Annotated in this window: 17 protein-coding genes and 1 tRNA gene; 12 read left to right on the top strand and 6 right to left on the bottom strand. The window is 57.7% G+C overall.

Annotated elements, in window-relative coordinates; all coding sequences use genetic code 11:
• Positions 1-26: 26 nt before the first annotated feature.
• Positions 27-794 (bottom strand): hypothetical protein, encoded by a 768-nt coding sequence (locus tag I6I72_RS00550; protein WP_049062397.1) that lies wholly within the window; start codon positions 792-794, stop codon positions 27-29.
• 33 nt (positions 795-827) lie between these two features.
• Here I6I72_RS00550 and I6I72_RS00545 point away from each other — a divergent pair, with 33 nt between their 5' ends.
• Complete coding sequence (locus I6I72_RS00545; protein WP_046645968.1) at positions 828-1,670, top strand: DUF3097 domain-containing protein; 843 nt, start codon at positions 828-830, stop codon at positions 1,668-1,670.
• On the opposite strand, the gene I6I72_RS00540 is transcribed toward I6I72_RS00545, so the two are convergent.
• Both I6I72_RS00540 and I6I72_RS00535 read right to left on the bottom strand, forming a co-directional pair.
• Positions 1,667-2,242: a hypothetical protein gene (locus tag I6I72_RS00540; protein ID WP_005531549.1), complete on the bottom strand. Its 576-nt coding sequence runs from the start codon at positions 2,240-2,242 to the stop codon at positions 1,667-1,669. The two genes, I6I72_RS00545 and I6I72_RS00540, sit on opposite strands and share 4 nt — an antisense overlap.
• Before the next feature lie 98 nt (positions 2,243-2,340).
• Positions 2,341-3,057, bottom strand: a complete 717-nt coding sequence (locus tag I6I72_RS00535; protein WP_049062398.1) for a TVP38/TMEM64 family protein — start codon at positions 3,055-3,057, stop codon at positions 2,341-2,343.
• 182 nt (positions 3,058-3,239) lie between these two features.
• Between I6I72_RS00535 and I6I72_RS00530 the strand changes: the two genes are divergently transcribed.
• A complete protein-coding gene (locus tag I6I72_RS00530) occupies positions 3,240-3,914 on the top strand; it encodes a DedA family protein (protein WP_188093115.1) in 675 nt (224 codons plus the stop codon).
• Positions 3,915-4,341: 427 nt separating this feature from the next.
• On the opposite strand, the gene I6I72_RS00525 is transcribed toward I6I72_RS00530, so the two are convergent.
• Positions 4,342-4,427 (bottom strand) — tRNA-Leu (locus I6I72_RS00525).
• A 227-nt stretch (positions 4,428-4,654) separates the two neighbouring features.
• Between I6I72_RS00525 and I6I72_RS00520 the strand changes: the two genes are divergently transcribed.
• Both I6I72_RS00520 and I6I72_RS00515 read left to right on the top strand, forming a co-directional pair.
• The gene (locus I6I72_RS00520) at positions 4,655-5,194 is read left to right on the top strand and encodes a YbhB/YbcL family Raf kinase inhibitor-like protein (protein WP_005531543.1); all 540 of its coding nucleotides are present in this window, start codon (positions 4,655-4,657) and stop codon (positions 5,192-5,194) included.
• An 11-nt stretch (positions 5,195-5,205) separates the two neighbouring features.
• Positions 5,206-5,667: a hypothetical protein gene (locus tag I6I72_RS00515; RefSeq protein ID WP_236081471.1), complete on the top strand. Its 462-nt coding sequence runs from the start codon at positions 5,206-5,208 to the stop codon at positions 5,665-5,667.
• Positions 5,668-5,732: 65 nt separating this feature from the next.
• On the opposite strand, the gene I6I72_RS00510 is transcribed toward I6I72_RS00515, so the two are convergent.
• Together I6I72_RS00510 and I6I72_RS00505 are read right to left on the bottom strand one after the other, a co-directional pair.
• On the bottom strand, positions 5,733-6,845 hold the full coding sequence (locus I6I72_RS00510; protein ID WP_049063559.1) for a quinone-dependent dihydroorotate dehydrogenase: 1,113 nt from the start codon (positions 6,843-6,845) through the stop codon (positions 5,733-5,735).
• 9 nt (positions 6,846-6,854) lie between these two features.
• The gene (locus tag I6I72_RS00505; protein WP_049063561.1) at positions 6,855-7,895 is read right to left on the bottom strand and encodes a hypothetical protein; all 1,041 of its coding nucleotides are present in this window, start codon (positions 7,893-7,895) and stop codon (positions 6,855-6,857) included.
• 94 nt (positions 7,896-7,989) lie between these two features.
• On the opposite strand from I6I72_RS00505, the gene I6I72_RS00500 reads away from it, so the two are divergent.
• From I6I72_RS00500 to I6I72_RS00465, 8 genes are all read left to right on the top strand, one after another.
• Complete coding sequence (locus I6I72_RS00500; protein ID WP_172454580.1) at positions 7,990-8,814, top strand: undecaprenyl-diphosphate phosphatase; 825 nt, start codon at positions 7,990-7,992, stop codon at positions 8,812-8,814.
• A gap of 69 nt (positions 8,815-8,883) precedes the next feature.
• Positions 8,884-10,122, top strand: coding sequence for a cysteine--1-D-myo-inosityl 2-amino-2-deoxy-alpha-D-glucopyranoside ligase (mshC, locus tag I6I72_RS00495; RefSeq protein ID WP_110333207.1), 1,239 nt, complete (start codon positions 8,884-8,886; stop codon positions 10,120-10,122).
• Positions 10,123-10,146: 24 nt separating this feature from the next.
• Positions 10,147-10,530 (top strand): hypothetical protein, encoded by a 384-nt coding sequence (locus tag I6I72_RS00490; RefSeq protein WP_005531532.1) that lies wholly within the window; start codon positions 10,147-10,149, stop codon positions 10,528-10,530.
• A 16-nt stretch (positions 10,531-10,546) separates the two neighbouring features.
• Entirely contained in the window at positions 10,547-11,254 is a 708-nt protein-coding gene (locus tag I6I72_RS00485; protein WP_049063564.1) for an HAD family hydrolase, read from the top strand.
• Between the two features lie 129 nt (positions 11,255-11,383).
• On the top strand, positions 11,384-11,647 hold the full coding sequence (locus I6I72_RS00480; RefSeq protein WP_005531527.1) for a phosphoribosyl-ATP diphosphatase: 264 nt from the start codon (positions 11,384-11,386) through the stop codon (positions 11,645-11,647).
• 99 nt (positions 11,648-11,746) lie between these two features.
• On the top strand, positions 11,747-12,592 hold the full coding sequence (gene hisG, locus I6I72_RS00475) for an ATP phosphoribosyltransferase (protein ID WP_049063613.1): 846 nt from the start codon (positions 11,747-11,749) through the stop codon (positions 12,590-12,592).
• A gap of 143 nt (positions 12,593-12,735) precedes the next feature.
• Positions 12,736-14,265: an aspartate ammonia-lyase gene (aspA, locus tag I6I72_RS00470; RefSeq protein ID WP_049063566.1), complete on the top strand. Its 1,530-nt coding sequence runs from the start codon at positions 12,736-12,738 to the stop codon at positions 14,263-14,265.
• Between the two features lie 343 nt (positions 14,266-14,608).
• Positions 14,609-15,916: an anaerobic C4-dicarboxylate transporter gene (locus tag I6I72_RS00465; RefSeq protein ID WP_005531521.1), complete on the top strand. Its 1,308-nt coding sequence runs from the start codon at positions 14,609-14,611 to the stop codon at positions 15,914-15,916.
• Positions 15,917-15,921 lie beyond the last annotated feature (5 nt).

The following is a 15,921-nucleotide window of genomic DNA, read 5'->3' as shown; positions in this document are numbered from 1 at the left end:
GCATTGCCCGTTGAAGCCTTCCGGTTTCAGCGGGCAAAGTCAGTTAACGCATAGGACACACCCGCCATGCGAGCCTGCCTAATATGTCGCCACAGTGCCAAAAGATGATGGTCGAGGCTGTGGTCAGCCATTCGCTCGGTCACCGTTTCGATGATTGCGCCGACGCGATCCGCACGGGCAAACAATTTCGCAGCGCGCGGTGGCACCGATTCCGGCAAGCCAGGAGTGTCGTAGAAGTCACTGAGGGACCCCACGGCAAGACGCGGATTATGTAGCGCATCTGTGGAATAACCGCCGGCCTCGATGAGAGTGGCGGCCTGGTTGGTCGCCTGGCTCAGCAATGCGTCGGCCTCGCCGGGGCTTAACCACGAGGGTGCGGGCAGTGGAAGAGTCTCTTCATAGAGCTTCCAGCTGGTACTGGTGTTGCCATAGTGGGGGATGAGAACTAAGTGACGGCTTGTATCATTGGTGCGCACCACGATTGCGCCCTCAGCGCTTTCCGACGCCGCCTTCCACGACTCCGAACCCGCCGGCAATGCCGGTGACTCACCAGGGCCCGAGAGGATGAGCCTAAAGACGGGCTCGCGCTGCTGCGCCTCGATGAGTTCTGAAGTTTCGGCTCGCAAGGTTGAAAGGAGCTCGATGAAGGGCTCCTCATTTTCCATCGTCTGCATCCCTCCGAGCTCTTGCAGCACATCCAGAAGATCATCTGTCGACTCATATCCCCACAGCCATGCTCCCAACCAGACGGCAGTATTTTGTAAAGGAGACCAAACCTCGGCGCGCATATCCATGGCCAGAAAGTTTAATGGATAGACTTTCTCCCCATGAGTATCGATCCATATGGCGGCGACATTTTTGCAGGTCACAAACGGACACAGAAGAAGGAGTATCCCAAGGTCCCAGCCGAGCCGGGGCTCGTCGTGGAAGTCCGCGGCGACGACTTTGTTGGCGCGGTGATGGGAGTCGACAAGACCGTCTATGGCCCCGTGGTCCGCCTCGAGGATCGGCGAGGCAATGAGCGTGTCTTCAATTTGGTCGAAGGTGGTTTTCTCCTCGAAGGCCAGCCTGTCACACTGACGCGTTATGTGGAAAAGCAGGCTCCGCAAAAGTCCAACTCCGGCTCGCGCCGCGTTAGCAACGTTGAGGCCAAGGTTGCTGCGCCCTCGCGCATCTGGGTCGAGGGTATCCACGACGCAGCTATCGTAGAGAAGGTCTGGGGTCACGACCTGCGAGTAGAAGGCGTTGTTGTCGAGTACCTCGAAGGCCTCGACAACCTCGAGGAGCGACTCGCCGAATTCCAGCCAGGTCCTGGTCGCAGGGTCGGAGTTCTGGCAGATCACTTAGTAGAGGGGTCCAAAGAAACTCGACTAACGCAGACAGTAGGAGAGCACGTACTCGTCACCGGCCACCCGTTCATCGACATTTGGGCTGCGGTAAAGCCCGAGCGGCTAGGCCTGCGGGCATGGCCCGAGGTTCCCTACGGGGAAGACTGGAAGACTGGAATCTGTCAGCGGGTGGGCTGGTCCGACCCGAAGGAGGGCTGGAGCCGTGTCTACACTGCTGTGAATTCCTTCCGCGACCTCGACTCCACTCTCATCGGTGCGGTGGAAAGACTCGTCGACTTCGTCACCACGCCAGAGCTCACGAAGGCTGATCTGGGCTACTAAGAAGGAGTGTTGGCGCGCTCGATGACGTGTACTGCAAGTTGCCAGCCAGCCATCTCAGCAGCCCAACCGGCAGCTTGCAGGCGCTGCGACATCGCTTGCTTAGAGATTCCCAGCTCTTCAGCTGCTTCGTTCTGGTTGAGACCCGCGCGAACTAGCGACGTCGCCTCGCGGCCTTCCATGGTGCGCTTGTGGAGGACAAAGCCGAGAAGCGCAAAGGTTGCGGCAATGTCGGCGGCTTCGGAAGCGCGACCACGCTTGCTTACTTTGGCGTAGACCTGTCCCGCGCGGGCCGATCCCTTAAGTGCGCCGGTGGCGACCTCACGCGCTGCTTCTTCGTCGCCAGTCAAACCTGGAGAGACTCCGATGCCGATGGCCCAGTCGCCGTCGGCAAGCAATGCCATGACAACGTCGCATACTGAAGACGCTGAGTAAGCAACTGCACAGATGTCCTCAACGCCGAGGACCTGGAACTCGCCGACGCCGTCCAATGTTGACAGCGCGGAAGCAGAGCGCTGAACCAATTCAGCGCGGCGAACCGAACGGCCGCGGTAACGTGCGTGTACAGCGAGCATGCTGTCTCCTCAAATAGTGCAACGAGTAGCTGTTTGCGCTTCAGCATAGTCGCCAAAATCTATATATGAAACTTGACCCCGCGCCTCCGGCGGAGGATTTAAGGACGTTGCGGCAGTTTGGAGTCTAGGACTAATCCGCCGATGCCCAAGACCGCGAGAATGGCCATGGCAACGAAAAGCCACGGTTCGGATTTGCCGGTGAGGGCGTCGCCGAAGAATACGCCTAGGGCAGTCGTGGGAATCGAACCGATCAGTGTCGCAAGCGTAAATTGCCCGACGGGGATGGGCGTCAATGCGGCTACATAGTTGAGGATGGAGAAGGGCACACCGGCCACCATTCTGAGGCTGGCGATAGCGAGCCACCCGCGCCTTTCCAGCCGCGAATTGATCTTGAAGACAGCAGGGTGGGAGAGGTGAGGTCGGATCCAGTCACCGAGGAGCCAGCGAACCAGCAGGAGCGAAATCATCGCCGAGAGCGTCAAAGCGAGGAGAGATAGGCCGAGGCCGAACCACGCCCCGAACAAGACGCCAGCCGCCACGGTCCAAATGGTGCGGGGCAGCGGAAACTGCGTAAATATGACATAACCTAGGACAAAGGCAACGACGAACCAGGGCCCAAGGCCCTCCGCCCAGGAACGTAGGTCGGCGATGTCGGGGACGTCGACAAGCAATGCTGCGACCACAATGGCGATGATCGCTCCTAGAGCCATCGCCCACCGGGCCATCGACCAATTGTGGATGGATGAAAGCGCGGACTTGGACAGTTCCGCGAGAAAGGCTCCGAAAGAGCGCAACCATCCTAGAAATTGGGTCATAGGCTAAAACAGTAGCGCTCGGAACTTGCGATGTGGAATTGGGTTACCTGTGGCTAAGCTGTGTTGCTCACGACAATTTGCGGTGAAATCGCACGTCGAGCTAGGAGATGGGCGGGCTGCAGACGATACTAGAAGGCGGTTACTCGCGCTGCGGCCTGCAGCGCCTTTTTTTGGAGAATCGAATGGACGCAATTTCCAATCTCTTGTCCTATATGGACGCCGCAACCCTTTTGGAGGCCTTTGGCCCTTGGGTTATTGCCGGCATTGGCATCGTCGTGTTTATTGAGTCCGGCGTGCTATTCCCGTTCCTACCGGGCGACTCACTGCTGGTTACCGCAGCTATCCTGCGTGAGCAGCTGGATGTCAATATTTGGACGCTGCTTGCTGTAGGAATTGTTGCGGCCATTTTGGGTGACCAGGTGGGTTACTACCTGGGACACCGATTCGGCCGTCGACTCTTCAAGGACGACGCGAAGGTTCTTAAGACCGAGCACTTGCAGTCGGCTGAGGAGTTCTTTGAGAAGCACGGCCCAGTAGCTTTGGTCTTGGGCCGCTTTGTGCCGATTGTACGCACCTTTATCCCAGTTGCTGCCGGTACTGCGGAAATGCCGTACAAGAACTTCGTGGTATGGAACGTCTCTGGCGCAATTGCCTGGGTGCTCTCCATGAATCTGGTTGGTATGTTCTTGGGTAACATTCCGGGCATCGCAGATTCTATCGAGAAGATCATGCTGCTGATTATTGGCTTGTCTGTTCTCCCGATCGTGGTGAAGTACGTCTTGGACCGTTTCAAGGCGACCAAGGAGCCGAAGGTAGCAGCGCTCAATCCTGATGCCGCGGAGCCTGAGACCGTTTAAAGCAACATTGAGGCCGTAGGGCCGCCAGCACCAGCAAAACTGAGCGCCTGTTCCCAAGCTTGGGGATGGGCGCTTTCTTTGTGGCGGCCGCCCGGTGCAGTGATGCGCTGTGGCGGTGCGATGTGCGTAGTTGACAACGAAAGCGTCAGTTTTGCGTTCACAGAGGCTCTCGTTGGCAGTTATGCAGATCCAGCGGGCAAAGCAGGACGCCGCGGAGCCGGCACCTGCCACAAACACGACGCAAGGCCCTGCACATCGCGCCGAGGACCGACGGCAGAAGCTGAAACGTGCACAACTGACAACGAAGCCCACCGGTACTGCCCCGGACGCGGCTTCCTCGTCAGTTACGCAGATCGACCAGGGGCTAAGTAGCAAAACGAAAAGTGTCGCGACACCGTAGGAACGATGTCGCGAGACTTCACAATTGTGCCCGAGGGGGGACTTGAACCCCCACGTCCGTTAATAGGACACTAGCACCTCAAGCTAGCGCGTCTGCCATTCCGCCACCCGGGCTGGGTGATTTTCAGCCTCTCGGCTGGGCACTCGAATACTGTAGCGCGAAACGCCGCACATAAACAAATCGGCAGTTCAGAGCGCAAAAAGCTGCACTAATTATGGCTCTTACTCGAAGATGAAAACACATCAATGTAAGCATGACACTGGCCGGAGTCTCCCATAGTCTCCGGAGGGTGATGCCCGCCCCATCGACAGCAAGGTGTGACCTCAGGTACAACTGAGTTATGACTTCATACACAAATGACTCCCGTTTCCCTGGCCCAGATCCATATGCGCCGCTCAAGGACCTGCCATCCTTCACGTTGACCTCGACCGATATCACCCAGGGCGAAGAAATCGAAGCGCGATTCCGCGCACCGGAGGATATCTCCCCGCAGCTTGCGTGGAGTGGAGCACCAGAAGGCACCAAGTCCTACGCCGTTACGTGCTTCGACCCTGATGCCCCAACTGCCTCAGGCTTCTGGCACTGGGCTGCATTTAACATTCCGGCCCACATCACCGAGCTTCCTACCGGCGCTGGTTCGGCTGAAGACCTTGGCATCGAGGGCGTCGTCAGCCTGCGCGGCGACTCGGGCAAAAAGACCTACTACGGCCCCAACCCGCCGGCCGGACATGCACCGCACCGTTACCTCTACGTGGTTCATGCGGTGGACGTCGAGAAACTTGACATCGACCCAGAGTCCACCCCAACTGTGCTGGGCTTTAACCTAAACTTCCACGCAATTGGCCGTGCCATTACCTGGGGTTGGTACGAGACCACTTAGTATTTCTTTCTATGAGCCACAAGCATTCACCCATCGAAGGAACCGCCGGAAACAATCGACACGCAGGCGATCCTGCCATGGATAACCCCGAGGGCGTGACAATTCCTTTAGCATGGCGCGTTGGCGGTGCCTTTTCAGCACTGGCCTTCGTGCTCGTGTTGCTGGGGGTTCTCGCCATCGTCAACGACGGATTCGGCGCCCCCTTCGAGTGGACGTGGAACGTGGTGTTCATTGTTTTCGCTGCGATCTTGGTCGGCGCATTCAGCACGGTTCGCAAAGACCAGAAGGGCAGCCGCACCCAGCTCATCGCCCTGGTTATGGCGCTCATCGCCATCGTGGCGGGCCGCTTCATGCCCACCGAGCCGCTTATGGTCACTGGCCAGCCGCTCGTATTCGCTTACTTTGTCGGCGCATTGCTGTGTGCCTTCATCATTAGGCGCACCGGCATGACCAAGGTCCCACCACAGCAGTAGCGGCAAGAATAGCGTCCCTGCCTCAGCTAAAGGAATCGAGGCAGGGACGCTTTTATTTTTGGGGCTTAGCTCTTCCAAGGCAGCCCAGAGCCGACTGCCTCAGAGATGTTGCGCAAGCCGTGCGCATGAATCTGCTGCGCGATTCCACGGTGGATGTCCCGGATCCAGTCCGGGCCACCGTAGATGAGTCCGGTGTAGCCCTGTAGGAGGGAAGCACCCGCTGCGATGCGTTGCCAGGCCTGTTCGGGGGTCTCAATTCCGCCTACAGAAACAAGCACCAATTTATCGCCGACGCGTTCGTGCAGTCGATTTAGAACTTCCAGGGAACGAGCTGCCACAGGAGGGCCGGAGACGCCACCAGCGCCCATCGCGGCAACTTTATCGGCTGGGGTCTTGAGCCCCTCACGGGAGATGGTGGTGTTGGTTGCCACGATGCCCGCCAAGCCAAGCTCAACGGCCATGTCTGCCACGGCGTCAACGTCCTCATCAGAAAGGTCCGGGGCAATCTTGACCAGAACCGGGGAAGAGGTGGATTCCTGAACCGCAGCCATGATCGGACGCAGGGACTCGACCGCTTGAAGGTCACGCAGGCCCGGGGTGTTCGGCGAAGAAACGTTGACCACGAGGTAGTCGGCCAAGTCGCCAAGAACGGAAGCAGACTGGCGGTAGTCCGCTACGGCTTCTTCAGCCGGAGTCACCTTGGTCTTGCCTATGTTGATACCAATGACGTCAGAGGTCTTTCGAGCACGTAGGTGCCGTGCCGCCGCAGCGGCACCCTCGTTGTTAAAGCCCATGCGGTTGAGAATGCCGCGGTCTGCCTTCAAACGGAACAGGCGAGGGGATGGGTTACCAGGCTGTGCCTTCGCAGTCACGGTGCCTAGCTCCGCGTAGCCGAAGCCCACGCCGCTCCAGGTATCCGCCGCGGTTGCATTCTTATCGAAGCCAGCTGCCAAACCCAGCGGGCGCGGGAAGGTAACTCCAAATACTTCCTGCGAGAGGACCGGATCATTAACCGGTACAATCTTGTGCAGACCACGGTGCAAGAAGGGCGCTTTCTGCAGACCGCTGAGGGCACCGATCATGATGAGGTGGATACGCTCTGGCGAAAGTTTGAACATGCCCTTCAGAGCAAGCTGATACGCCGCTTTGCGGGCCTTATCGACACGTGTTTGTTGCATTTTGGGGTCCTACTTCACGTCAGGATCGGAAATGAATTGGATGCCGTCACCTGTGGCTGAGGCGGTGACGAGGGTGGCGTCGTCAAGCACGGCGATGTTTTGCGCATCAGCGACAGTGTCTACGCTACCTTTAGCCATCGGCACTCCGGATTCGATCGAGAACGCATGTGCCTTCCCGGTATCGGTGGTGGTCACCCATGCCAGCTTGCGAGCAGGGTCCCAGGCCACGGCCCAAGGGGTGCCGTCGACGTTGCCGTACTGGTGGAGGCGGATTACGTCGTCCGCGGTATAGACCGCCAGGCGCTTGCCGGAGGTGTCGGAGCCGAGGACAATCGCGCCCTCACCAACCGCAATCTGGCCGATGCCTTGACCCGCACGCAAACGGCCGCCCGCACGATCTTTCTCCCAGTCGATGGACTGAATCGTGGAGTCAGCGCGCAGAATTCGAACCACGTTATCGGTGCCGTCGAGATTCGGAACGGCCAACAGCTGATCTGAGCCTTCCTCGACCTTGATCTCGCGGTCGCGCTTGCCATCGACGTAAATGCCCACGGCGTTGGACTCGTGGGAACCGACGAAGAGCTCGCCCGAGGAAAGCTGCGTGGCCACGGTGACCGGAGTTTCTTCTTCCATTGCGACCTCTTCAGGCGCTTCCGGCTTGGCGGGGTCAATGAGCAAGACCTTGTCGCCGCACGCGAGGACAAAGCCTTGCTCGGAAGAGCTAAGGTCGCCGCACCTGTCATCGATGGCAACCTTCTTCGGGGAACCGCCTAGGAAGTCCTTCTGGGAGCCAACCAAAAGTTCTGCCTTGGTCCGCGCTGCAATGGTATCGCCATGAGCGGCCAAGTCAACGACATCCGCATCAACTTGGGCGAGCTTGCCAGCGGGTTTGCCGGCAGACGAGGAACTCGGCGCCGGGGTAGCGTTTGCCTTCAGAGCCGAGTCAGGATCTCCTCCGACTCCCGTTTCCGGCTGACATGCACTCAACGCGAGAGTGCTAATGGCCAGCGCTAGAGGCATCAATTTCTTTGTCTTGGCCTGTGCTTTCACGATTGTTTATCGTAGCAGCCAGCGTGGGTAAATCCCGAAGTGTGCCGCGGTATGTATGCTCTCCCGAGTGAATACCGCAGCAGCAACAGACGCGATGTCCTGGATCCAGGTCATTGTCCTATCCATCGTCCAAGGCCTCACGGAGTTTCTACCCGTGAGCTCCTCCGGGCACCTTCGCATCATCTCAGAGCTCTTCTGGGGCGAGGATGCAGGTGCTTCCTTTACCGCAGTCATTCAGCTGGGTACTGAAGCAGCCGTCTTGGTCTACTTTGCCGGCATGATTTGGCAAATTATCACCGGCTGGTTCCGCGGACTTTTCAACAAGGAGCAGCGGGGCCAGGACTATCGGATGGGGTGGATGGTCATCGTCGGCTCCATTCCGATCGGCATCTTGGGCGTTGTTGGTAAAGACCTGATTCGCGATAACCTCCGCAACCTGTGGATTACCGCCGCCATGCTCATCATCTTCTCCTTCGTGTTCATCGCGGCCGAACGGGTGGGCAAGAAGGAGCGCGGTTTCGACGAGCTTACGATGAAAGATGCCGTGGTCATGGGCCTATGCCAGTGCCTTGCGCTCATCCCAGGTGTCTCGCGCTCCGGCGGTACCATTTCGGGCGGCCTTTTCATGGGTTTGGACCGCGAGGTCGCCACGCGCTTTAGCTTCCTGCTCGCCATTCCTGCTGTGCTGGCCTCGGGGCTTTTCTCGCTTGGCGACGCCTTTGGCCCCTCCGTCGGCCAGTCCGCCACTGGCGCGCAGTTGTTGGTGGGCACGCTCATCGCCTTCGTCATTGGCTATGCTTCCATTGCCTGGTTACTGAAGTTCGTGGGCAACCACTCCTTCGAGTGGTTCGCTGCGTACCGCATCCCAGTGGGCATTCTGGTGATGATTCTGCTGGCGCTCGGCGTCCTGCAGCCTTAGGAGGATTTACTTCATGCCTAATGCATCTGAACGTGCATTAGGTGCGGGTGCGGGGCTACGATAGACCGCATGCATTCTTGGCCCACACCCCGCGTTGATACTGTTCCCGGGAAACCTCACGCACTGCATCTTTACGATTCTGCGGATGAAACCATCCGCAAGGTAGAGGTCAGCGGCGAAACTGCCACCATGTACGTCTGTGGCATCACCCCCTACGATTCGACGCACTTGGGCCACGCAGCGACCTACCTGACGTTCGACTTGGCTTACCGCCAGCTGCTGGATAACGGCTACCAGGTGCACTACGTCCAGAACATCACCGACGTTGATGACCCACTGTTCGAGCGCGCTGAGCGCGACGGAGTGGACTGGCGTGAGCTGGGGACCTCGCAGATCAATTTGTTCCGCTCCGACATGGAGCTTCTTTCCGTTTTGCCGCCGCAGGATTACGTGGGCGCAATGGAAGTCATCGATGAAGTCACTGAGATGGTGAGCAAGCTTATCGACGCCGGCGCGGCTTACGTAGTTGACGATCCTGAGTTCCCCGACGTTTATGCCTCGATCGACGCCACTAAGAACTTTGGCTACGAGTCCAACTACACCGCAGCCGAGATGGCGGAATTCTTTGCCGCACGCGGCGGTGATCCCGATCGCCCCGGCAAGCGCAACCCGTTGGATGCATTGGTCTGGCGCGCGCACCGCGAAGGCGAGCCTGCCTGGGATTCTCCCTTTGGCCCGGGCCGTCCTGGTTGGCACATCGAGTGCTCTGCCATTGCGACCAACCGCCTAGGCGCGCCTTTTGATATCCAAGGAGGCGGCAGCGACTTGAAGTTCCCGCACCATGAGTTCTCCGCAGCCCATGCTGAAGCGGCCCTTGGGGTAGAGCGCATGGCCCAGGTTTATGTCCACACCGGCATGATTGGCCTCGACGGCGTCAAGATGTCGAAGTCGCTGGGCAACCTGGTTTTCGTTCACAAGTTGGTGGAAGCAGGCGTTGATCCTTCCGCGATCCGTCTCGGTGTCTTCGCAGGCCACTACCGTGCTGAACGCGACTGGTCCGATGAGGTCCTAGAACAGGCAAATGAGCGCCTCGGAGTATGGCGCGATGCGCTGCAGAACCCAGGTTCTCTCGAAGTTGCGCAGGAGCTCGTGGCCGCAATCCGCGGGGCACTGGCCAACGACTTGGACACCCCAGCTGTACTTGCGGCCGTTGATGCGTGGGCATCTGCAGATCGCGGCGCGAACAATGACGAGGCTGGGGAGCTCATCCGCACCGCACTTGATTCGCTGCTTGGCGTGCGGGCCTAGGGAACTTAGGGCAGAATTCACTGCATGAGCATTCGCGTAGATTTTCAGCCCAACATTGATGAGTTCATCAGCAACCTAGAGTCTTTTGCCACCGGCAGCTACCTCAAAGAAGATGAGAAGGAATTCTGGGAAGCGCCTTTCGATGCAGCAGCGTTGCCGGAGCTGCGCACCATTGTGGAGAAGCTTTTCGACGACCTCGATGCATTGCCGGACGATCCTGATGGCCCGACTTTGACGGCTGTGATCAACCGCTCCGTCGAGGAACTCGGCGCCTTCAACCGCAAGAATGCTGACGCCATCTTAGAGCCGGAGGAAAAGGAAGAGCTCACTGAACTGATCTACAACGCATCCGCCGCCACGGGCGCTGACGACGATGCCCTTTCTCAACTTCCAGAGCTAGATTTCTAAGACACATTCACTCTTTATGACCCCTCCTAACCACACTATCCGTCCCGCTGCCATCTTTTGGGACATGGACGGAACGCTGACCAATTCGGAGCCATTGTGGGCGGAGGCGACGCTTTATCTGTCGAGCCTTTTGGGCCACGAAATGACGCACGAGGAGCGCTTGGCCACAGTCGGTGTCACTTTTGAGACGACGCTAGATATCTGCGCAGGCTTGGCTGGGGTAGAGGTTGCCCCAAATGAAGTCGAGCGTTACCGCATGGCGATGTTCGACTATGTAAAAGGCCTCTTCCACGGCAATCTCGAAATCTTCCCTGGTGTGCCGGAGCTGTTGCGCGAGCTCCACGCCGACGGGATCCCGATGATGGTCACCACCAATACGGAACGCTATGTGGCTGGCTCCGCTATCGCTGAGTTGGGCGAGCACTTCTTTGTGGACACGATCTGTGGCGACGAAGTACCCACAGGCAAACCGGCCCCGGACATGTATGTCGAAGCGGCCCGTCGATTGGATTTGGACCCGCGTGACTGTTTGGTCTTCGAGGATTCAGCCGCAGGTATGCGCGCCGCCGTTGACGCGGGGTGCACGGTCATTGGTCTCCCGGAAGACAATCGCGTGGAGGTCCCAGAAGAGGTTGTGGAAATATCCTCCCTGCATAATTCTCGCCACTTGCACGGCGCGGGCGCCGCTGACATTTACGCGTGGTTTGCGCAGATTCGAAGCTAGACGCCTCATAAGTACGCCGTTGATGCAGGTAGGTCAAGCCCTCACAAATAGGGTAGTGGTAGCTCCAGAAGAGATATTTTAAACACCAATTATGACATTGTATGCGTATCTGTGGAAGAATAGGAAACCGTGAAGAATTTTGAGTCGCTTTTTGTTGAACTGTCCGAGAAGGTTGCCACCCACCAAGAGGGTTCCGGCACCGTAGAAGCATTCGACAAGGGCGTCCATCATCTTGGCAAGAAGATCATCGAGGAAGCTGGCGAAGTCTGGATTGCTTCCGAATATCAGTCGGACGAAGAACTCGCTGAAGAAATGTCCCAGCTCATCTACTGGACTCAGGTCATGATGCTCAAGCGCGGCCTGCAGCCAGAAGACATTTACAAATATCTGTAAACGCGTTTCCCGTAACGTCATCCCATTCACTTAAGACTCCCACCGCCCTCTGATTGCTAACGCAGCAAGAGCGATGTGGCTTATTGCGAAGGTTCCATCATGATCAAGATTGCCGTCCCTAATAAGGGTTCACTGTCAGAGGCAGCAATAGAGATTTTGGCCGAAGCAGGCTACAAAGGCCGCGGCCATAACAAAGCCCTTAACATCGTCGACGAGGCGAACGACGTTGAGTTTTTCTTCCTCCGCCCCAAAGACATCGCTATTTACGTCGCACAAGGTGTATTAGACCTTGGCATCACTGGCCGCGACCTTGCCCGAGACTCCAAGGCCAAGTTCAACGAGGTCCTCGGCCTGGGCTTTGGCACTTCGACCTTCCGCTATGCCTCCCGCCAAGGCGAAAACTGGACGGTTGAGAAGCTCGCTGGAAAGCGCATTGCTACCTCGTACCCGAACTTGGTTCGTGACGACTTAAAGACTCGCGGCATTGAGGCCGAGGTGATTCGCCTCGACGGCGCGGTAGAGATCTCCATCCACCTAGGCGTCGCCGATGCGATCGCTGACGTTGTCTCGACAGGCACCACCTTGCGACAGCAGGGGCTCGAGCCATTTGGCGAGCCAATTATCACCTCTGAAGCAGTGGTGATTAAGCGCGAGGGACAGGAAGTCACGCCTGCCGAGCAAGTAGTACTCAGCCGCATCCAAGGTATTTTGCACGCACGTAACTACTTGATGATTGACTACAACGTTTCGACGGATAATCTCGATGCCGCATCCGCAGTTACGCCAGGACTCACCGGCCCGACCGTATCTCCGCTAGCTCGCGAGAACTGGGCAGCGGTCCGCGCAATGGTCCCACGCAAGGAGGCAAACCACATCATGGACAAGCTATCTGCGCTGGGCGCCGAAGCCATTTTGGCTTCCGATCTCCGTATCGCCCGCTTTTAGGGGTAATTATTAGATTTATCCCATAGATCGGGCACCCATACGGCGGGGCTGGCTACGATGGGCGTTGAGTTTACTCACCCTTTCATCGTTCAAAATGTTCGTGAATAAATAGCGAGCATTAACCTACTAAGGAGTCCCGCCAAATGGCTAAGACCACTAAGAAGGATGTAGAGATTGACGCCAAGGAGGAAGGTGTAAAGCCATCCGCCTCTGAAGCAAAGGATGCTGCTAAGGCAACGAAGTCTTCGAAGAAGACTCGTACCGAGACCGACCTTCTCGGCTCCCTGGAAATTCCGAATGACGCGTACTACGGTGTCCACACCCTTCGCGCAATCGACAACTTCCAAATCTCGTACGTAACCATCAACACCATCCCGGACTTTATCCGCGGCATGGTGATGGTAAAGAAGGCCACCGCGATGGCAAACCGCCGTCTGCACGTTCTGCCAAAGAAGAAGGCAGAAGCCATCATTTGGGCTTGTGACCAAATTCTGGATGAGGGCCGCTGCATGGACCAGTTCCCACTGGACGTATTCCAGGGCGGCGCTGGCACCTCACTGAACATGAACACCAACGAGGTTGTGGCAAACCTCGCTCTCGAGTACCTCGGCGAGGAAAAGGGTGCTTACGACATCATCAACCCGAACGATGATGTCAACATGTCGCAGTCCACCAATGACGCATACCCAACCGGTTTCCGCCTCGGCCTGTATTTCTCGCTTGATGCCCTCATTGAGCGCATCGACGCGCTGCAGGCATCCTTCCACGAGAAGGGCAACGAGTTCCAGGACATTCTGAAGATGGGCCGTACCCAGCTGCAGGACGCAGTCCCAATGACCCTTGGTGACGAGTTCAAGGCCTTCGCCCACAACCTGGCCGAAGAGCAAGCTGTCCTGCGTGACGCTCAGAAGCGTCTGCTGGAAATCAACCTCGGCGCAACCGCAATTGGTACCGGCGTAAACACCCCAGCCGGCTACCGCCACCAGGTCACCGCCGCCCTGTCCGAGGTCACCGGCCTCGAGATCAAGACCGCTCGCGACCTAATCGAGGCAACCTCCGACTGTGGCGCTTACGTGCTTCTGCACTCCGTGATCAAGCGCACCGCCATGAAGCTCGCCAAGATCTGTAATGACCTGCGCCTGCTGGCCTCTGGCCCACGCGCTGGCCTGGGTGAAATCAACCTGCCTCCTCGCCAGGCTGGTTCCTCCATCATGCCGGGTAAGGTCAACCCGGTTATCCCAGAGGTTGTCAACCAGGTCTGCTTCAAGGTCTTCGGTAACGACCACGTCGTCACCATGGCCGCTGAAGCCGGCCAGCTCCAGCTCAACGTCATGGAGCCGGTTATCGGCGAGGCACTGTTCCAGTCCATCCGCATCATGGGCAACGCCGTTGATACACTCCGCGAGAAGTGCGTCACTGGCATCACCGCAAATGCAGATGTCTGCCGCGCATACGTCGAGAACTCCATCGGTATCGTCACTTACCTCAACCCGTTCATCGGCCACCACAACGGTGACGAAATCGCCAAGGAGTCCCTGAAGACTGGCAAGGGCGTCAAGGAGCTAGTCCTGGAGAAGGGTCTCATGGACGAGGCAACCCTGTCGAAGGTCCTGTCCGTAGAGAACCTTATGCACCCAGAGTTCCGCGGCCAGCTCTACGTCGACGAGGATTAATTCCCACTTTAAGGCCGTGTGGGGATCTGCGCGGCCTTAAGAGATAAGAGTTTCAAAAGCCCGTTTCGGACTAGTTTTCGACTCGTGGCACCCCCTTAAAAGGGCAGGGTGACGCGAGGACGGAAAGCTTCGTTCGAACCGGGCTTTTTGTATATCCAGGGGGTTTGGTGAATTTCAATTAACCAACCGTAATATAAAGAATTAAATATGTGGGAACAAACACAAACGGGCGATTTGGCTAACAAAAGCCACATTGTTTGGGGGACAATAGGAGGGACAGAGCATGGCTCCCTCATGAATTTGGGCTGAGGAAGCCATTCATTTCAAACCTGTGGAGACTCTCATGGTTATAGTCCATATCCTCATTGTCCTTGCGGCAATTTACTTGGGCGCCCGCATCGGCTCAATCGGTATCGGTATGGCCGGCGGCCTCGGCGTACTGGCCCTTGGCCTTACCGGTATCCCCGTTACCCGCGAAGACATCCCATTCGATGTCATCGGCATCATCATGACCGTTATCGCTGCCATCGCGGCGATGCAGCGCGCTGGCGGCATGGATTACCTGGTTTATGTCGCAGAGCGCTTCCTGCGTAAGAACCCTCGCCGCATTACCTACTACGCACCAATCGTTACCTGGTTGATGACCGTACTGGCTGGTACCGGCCACACTGCGTTCTCTACTCTTCCGGTTATCGTCGAGGTCGCAAAGGAAGGCAAGGTTCGTCCTTCCCGGCCGCTGTCCATCGCCGTCGTTGCCTCACAGATGGCAATTTGTGCATCCCCGATTTCCGCAGCAGTCGTCCTGTTGGCCTCGCTCCTCGAGCCAGTAGGCATTGGTTACCTGCAGCTTCTCGCAGTATTGATTCCAGCTACCTTCCTGAGCATCTTCCCGGCTGCTTGGCTTGCCAACCACGCCGGTAAGGAACTCGACGACGATCCGGTTTACCAGGAGCGCCTTGCACAAGGCCTCGTATCGAAGCCGAAGGGGGAGTCCGGCCATACTGTCCAGAAGGGCGCTAAGGCCTCCATCGGTATCTTCCTCGCCGCCATCGTCATCGTCATGATCTGGGCAACCCTGACCTCTGAGCAGGTCGGCCTCATCACCGACCCGACCCTGCCACGTAACGAGGCAATCATGACGGTCATGCTGACCGCCGCTGCACTCATCGTGATGATCACCAAGATTCCGGCCGCGGACGTTCTCAACACCCCAGTGTTCAAGTCCGGCATGTCTGCCTCGATGTGTGTTCTGGGCGTCGCTTGGCTCGGCACCACCCTAATCAACCACTACCTCGAAGACATCCAGGCAATGGCTGGTGACATCATCAAGTCCGCTCCGTGGATGCTCGCCGTGGTTCTCTTCTTCGCAGCAGCGCTCCTGTACTCCCAGGCAGCTACCACCAAGGCACTGCTTCCAGCTGCTCTCGCTCTGGGTGCAAGCCCACTTACCGCGCTGGCAGCATTCCCAGCAGTTTCTGCTCTGTTCATTCTCCCGACCTACCCAACTCTGCTTGCAGCGGTCGAGATGGACGATACTGGTTCTACCCGCATCGGAAAGGCCGTCTTCAACCACCCATTCCTCATCCCGGGTACGGTCTCCATCGTGGCCTCTGTCCTGCTGAGCTACCTTTTGGGTGCAGTTATCGCCTAGCTTCT

The sequence above is a fragment of the Corynebacterium striatum genome, assembly GCF_016728105.1.
Lineage (GTDB): Bacteria > Actinomycetota > Actinomycetes > Mycobacteriales > Mycobacteriaceae > Corynebacterium > Corynebacterium striatum.
This window is presented reverse-complemented; position numbering and strand designations above follow the sequence as displayed.